This is a genomic window from bacterium, from assembly GCA_026708015.1.
Classification (GTDB): Bacteria; Actinomycetota; Acidimicrobiia; order Acidimicrobiales; family Bin134; genus Poriferisocius.
Genome location: JAPOVT010000041.1, coordinates 104,205 through 109,197 on the forward strand (window position 1 = coordinate 104,205; position 4,993 = coordinate 109,197).

At 64.2% G+C, this 4,993-nt stretch carries 4 protein-coding genes; all 4 read left to right on the forward strand.

Annotation, left to right across the window (positions count from 1 at the left end; translation table 11 throughout):
• Nucleotides 1-709 precede the first annotated feature (709 nt).
• The gene (locus OXG30_09085) at nt 710-1,402 is read left to right on the forward strand and encodes a hypothetical protein (GenBank protein ID MCY4135052.1); all 693 of its coding nucleotides are present in this window, start codon (nt 710-712) and stop codon (nt 1,400-1,402) included.
• 698 nt (nt 1,403-2,100) lie between these two features.
• The gene (locus OXG30_09090) at nt 2,101-2,742 is read left to right on the forward strand and encodes a hypothetical protein (GenBank protein MCY4135053.1); all 642 of its coding nucleotides are present in this window, start codon (nt 2,101-2,103) and stop codon (nt 2,740-2,742) included.
• Nucleotides 2,739-3,398 (forward strand): hypothetical protein, encoded by a 660-nt coding sequence (locus OXG30_09095; protein ID MCY4135054.1) that lies wholly within the window; start codon nt 2,739-2,741, stop codon nt 3,396-3,398. Before OXG30_09090 ends, OXG30_09095 begins: the two co-directional genes overlap by 4 nt.
• Nucleotides 3,398-4,942, forward strand: coding sequence for an ATPase, T2SS/T4P/T4SS family (locus OXG30_09100; GenBank protein MCY4135055.1), 1,545 nt, complete (start codon nt 3,398-3,400; stop codon nt 4,940-4,942). Before OXG30_09095 ends, OXG30_09100 begins: the two co-directional genes overlap by 1 nt.
• The last annotated feature ends 51 nt before the right edge of the window (nt 4,943-4,993 follow it).

Genomic DNA, 4,993 nt, shown 5'->3' on the forward strand with positions numbered 1-4,993 from the left:
GGGGGCGGGGGGGGGGGGTGGGGGAGCGGGGTATCTGTTCCCCCTTTTTGGGGGGGGGGGGGGGGGGGGGGAGCCGGGGAACCACATAACTTTACATAATAACTTTACATAACATATATTCTCAACGTTTAGCGTCGAGTCGAATTGTGGGTGGAAAATAATGAAATTGCCTATAGACATCTGAGACTCCGCAAGTTAGGGTATCCCCTGCTGGCTCGGACCAGTGATATCGGCCTCACAGGCCCCCATCGAGAAACGTCGAACGGAGGGCCGAGTGGGTACGGTCTGGCCAGTCAAGGGCCTGTTTCTTCTTCTTCCACTGGTGGCGGCGGGCTGTGGGTCGAGCGATGCCGATGCACCCGGGCCTCCCCATGCCCCCTGGGAGCAGGCCGCCAGCGGTTCAACCGCTGAGTTTCTCGGAGCCCATTCAGAAATCGCCAGTTCGCCACCCGGTGCGGTAGCTGCCCCTAAGGCGACTGAAACCCGTGATCGGCCCGTTGGTGTAGTTCCACCTCACGATCCCCCTGCCGATGCGAGTGCTACTCCGAGTCCGACTGCTGGGAGCAGCAACTTTCCACCAGATCCGACTCCCAGGGCGTTTTCCATCTCTTTATCCCCCTCGGACTCAAAGGCCCCCTCCTCGCCCCAGGGGTACTCGAAGCTGCTCCAGGCGGCACAAAACAGTCCGTTCTACCAATTCGGCGATGGTGTGTACACCTGGGACGACAACCGACGCATCGTCGTGCTGGCGGTTCCCGTCAACCACCCAACTTTGGAGGAGATCAGGGAGATCGGTGGCCACTGGAACGGGACGATCGAAGACACTGTCGGAACACGGGCCTGGGTTCAGCAATGTGCCCGCCGCTACGCCGATGATGCCCTGAGCGCTCCTGACACAGTGTATGGAGCGGTATCCGCCCAGGCCGTCCACGCCTGCTTGGGAGGGCTGACGCACCTGGCTGAGTTGTTTGCCAGCTATTGGTGGACTGAGGCGGGCGTCGGTTGCCTGTCCGACGCGGTCACGGCTCATTCCCTCCACGGTGATAACCGGCCCAGACCTTTGACGGTGTGCCCGTCCATTGGCTACGACCCGGCCGCACCTCGAATGCCGGGTTGGCTGGCCGAGCGTTGCCACGAAATTGCCAACGCCAATCCCCACCCGAGATATCCGACCGATCCCGCCCAGCCCGGCGAACCCCTTTCCTCCTGTTGGACGCCGCTGTTAGCGATCATTGAATCCCACGCGGCTGAGAACGCCGAGATAGGTCTTCCCGACAGCCCCCACAACTGCTACCACGCGTTCTTGGGCTATGTGTGGGCCCGACAGACCGATCGGGAGAGCCGCCCTCCCAACGATCTGGCCATCGGCTGCCACTACCGGGCCTTCGAGGCCATCCCATGACAACGGCGCCAAACACAGCGATGCTGCGAGCACTGTTGCCGGTGGCTGTACTTACTGCTGGCCTGGCACTGGCGGCTTCCGCCGCCCCGCCCGCGCGCGCTCATGAGCAGACCGCGCTTACTGCGGCGAGCGGGACCGGACGGTGCCCTTCCGGCATCCAGAGCTGCTCGCAGACCTGGACGCATGTCAACTCTTGGACCCACTACACCGCCCGTGTGCCCTCAAATTGCGAAATAGGCATCATCGACCAGTGCGGTGTCCGAGTGACTTCCCGATCTGCGTCCAGCTCGTGTCGAAACTCGACCAATTGCGGGCATGGTCCGCACAGCAGCACTCCCCAGCCCGCTGGCCCCGGCTCGTGGACCACATGGAACGGGCACCGCAACACCAACTACCGATGGTCGGGGCAAAGGCGGGTGTCTGTCGACCACGACCACAGCACGCCGAGCTCAGACTCGACCCCTACCCCGTCACCTTCCGACCCGAGCTCAGACTCGACCCCCACTCCGTCACCTTCCGACCCGCGCCCGGGTCCCCCATTCTTCAACCCTGCTGACATCGATTGGAGCAGTTTCAATCCGTGTGCCAACGGGGGCTGTGTACCCCCCTGCTTGACCGATGGAATCGCAAACAGCTGCCCGTGGGAGACTCCCCCGCCCAAGGTCTGCACGACGGCATGGAGCAAGGTTCAGCGAGACATGCTGCTCAACAGGCTGCGGTGGGAGTCAATCGTTCCGTACACCCCCGGGTTCACCGGGCACCACCCCGAGGTTCCCGGCGGTCACCTGTTCTTGACGGCAGCTTCGAGTCCCAACAGCCCAGCTCGTCACTGGACGGCAATTCAACCGGGCACCACGCTCGATGTGCGGGATGCCCCGGTTGACGGCTGTTTGTGGACGGCCAATGCCGTCGGCGTGTCTCTTCGGGAGCTGCTCCCCCACGAGGCCGCTGATCTGACCAGGCTTCGATCTCCAGGCGCAGTGGCCGCCGCAACAGAAGCCCGTCAAGCCGCGTCCTTGTGGGACCGGCTGAGCACGGAGCGCCGCCAATGGTTTCAGGCGGCCTTTCCCCGAAACGATCCCTCAATCGTTTGGTGCTCGCCTGCTGAGTTGCCCCCATGGACGGCACCGGCCAGCGGCGTGCTTTCCCTCCCTTCCGACTGGGAAGACCGATTCGGGAAGTGCCGATGGACAATCCCCCGCCGCGGCTTTTGGGAGTGGAAGCTCCAGGTCCAGTACAGCTCGGAACAAGGCGACCCCCACACCGAAGTGGTGGATTCCGACCTGTCCTGGTTCCGCGAGCCCACCGGATATGTCGATCAGCAGGTGACCCTGTGGTGAGCGGACCGAGCCGCGACCAGTGGTCGCCCGCATCCTGGCCGGTGAGCCTCAGGTGGCGTCTGCTGGCGGCAGCGATTGTGCTTGCCGCCACCATGGCGGCAATTGCGGCCTTGTCCCGCGATGGTGACGCCATCTCGGAGGTCCCGGTGGTGGCTGCTGCCCAGCGATGGACTGCCGGGCATCCACCCGGAGAACACGTCATCATCGAAATGCCCGCCGACCGAGCAGGGTTTTTCGTTCATCCATCGGAGTTGGATGGGGCCATTGCCGCTGTGGATGTGCCTGAGGGAACGCTGGTATCGCCCCAAATGCTGCGCTCCCGCCAAAGCGGTGATGACACCAGGAGAACCACCCTGATGCGGTTCAGTGTGAATGACGAGATGTGGTCCGATCCCGGTCCAGCACCCGGTAACCGGGCAGTGTTCTCTTCGTCACCCGGGGGGTGTGCCGCAGCCTTGGTGACCTTGGTGGCGGTTGCCGACGACGGTGCTGTCGCATCCGGTGTAACCGTGGAGGCGGATCCTGAACTAGCCGCGGTGCTCTCTGATGGCCAGTGGTGGATATGGGAATCCCCTCCCGGCCGCTGGCCACTGTGTGAGCCGTCGGGAACGGACGTCTCCCCTACCCTCGATACAGAGAACAGGGCGGTCCGCTGATGCTCTTGGCCGTAGGCGACCGATGGCTCGACCCCGAGGCAGTGGAGCGGGTCATGGACGGGGTGCTAGAGGGCATGGCCGGCACTGCCCCTGGGGCGGCCTTGGCCACCTCTCCGGCTGAAGTCGACCAGGCGTCGGCCGCCGGCCGCCCCACCGTTCTGCTGATGCGGGACGACGAACTCGAAATACGCCTCGAATCAGCCGTGGCATCGGCTGCCGCAGTGCTGTGGATCACCACCGCTGACAGCTCCGACGTGCGCTCCCTCCTCCGGTTGGACACAGGATCGCGCCGTGCCACCCCAATCGTCTCGGTCGTGGTGGCCGACGACCTGCCCGACCGGGAACGACTTCGCCGCCAACGAGTCATCAGCCTCTGGATTCCCCCCGAACCCACCCGGCGCGACCTGCGCCGATTGCATCGACTCGGGCGCCGCCTGGCGTGGACGGCGGTCGCGCCTCGCCGGCTCGATCCACTCGACCGCGAGACCCATCTGTGGGCTGCTTCTCAAGCCGCCCAAACCCGTCTGGCCGACTTGCTCGAGGAAACCGGGGTTGAGGAGTTTCAGATCAGGGGCGGTGAGTGCATGATCGTTCATCGGGCCGAGGGTCAGCGGGAGCGCCGGAACTCGCCCTTTGCGTCCAACGAAGAGTTGATCGAAACAGCCCGCCACCTGGCCAGCTTCTCCGGCGGCCAGCCACAGCGCTTCGACGTGCTCGACAGCCGCTTGGACATACGCCTGGGCGACCGGTGGAGGCTCCACGCCGAGGCGTTCATGTGCCATCCCCCCACGATGGTCCTGAGATCGAACATGGCCGGCAAGGCCACGCTCGACGATCTCAGTGTTGCTGCCGCGCCGCTTCAGAAGATCCTGATAGGGGCAGTCTCGGGTCCGGTCAGGGCCAACATCGTGATCGCAGCCGCCATGGGCGGGGGCAAGACCACCCTTTGCCAGGCTCTTCTGGCCACCGTCGACGGGTCCGAGAGGATCGACACTATCGAGGACACTCCCGAGCTCCGATTGGCCCAGTACGGCATTCATTCGAACAGCTACGAGCGCCTCACCCGTGATGCCAATAACGACGGTGTGGGAAAGCTGGCCATGAGCGATCACATACGCGACGCCAAGCGGGCCAACTCGTCCAAACTGGTGATCGGCGAGACCAGAGGCGAGGGAACACTGGCGTTGCTGGACGCCATGAGCAGCGGGCTAAGCGGCTGTCTGGTCACCCTCCACAGCCAGCCCGGCGCAGGAGTGCTGGCCAAGCTGCTGTCCTATGCGTGCAGCGAAGGCGCAGACCCTCGATTCGCCCGCCAGCAGATTGCCATTGCCGTTCAACTCCTCGTGTGGATGGGCCGCAACGAGCTCGGCGAGAGGGTGATCTCCGACGTATCCCAGATCGTCAACTACGACGAGCGCCATGACACTATCGAAACCCGGTGCTTGTGGTCCCTCAGCCCTGGCCAGCGGTGGGCTGCCCCCGCGGGTTTGCCCCACGGACAGATAGAGCGGCTGTACCAATCCGCGGGAATCAATCTCCGATGACCGGGCCCACCGCCATCGTCTTGGTCGCTGGGATCGCGCTGATGTCCCTCA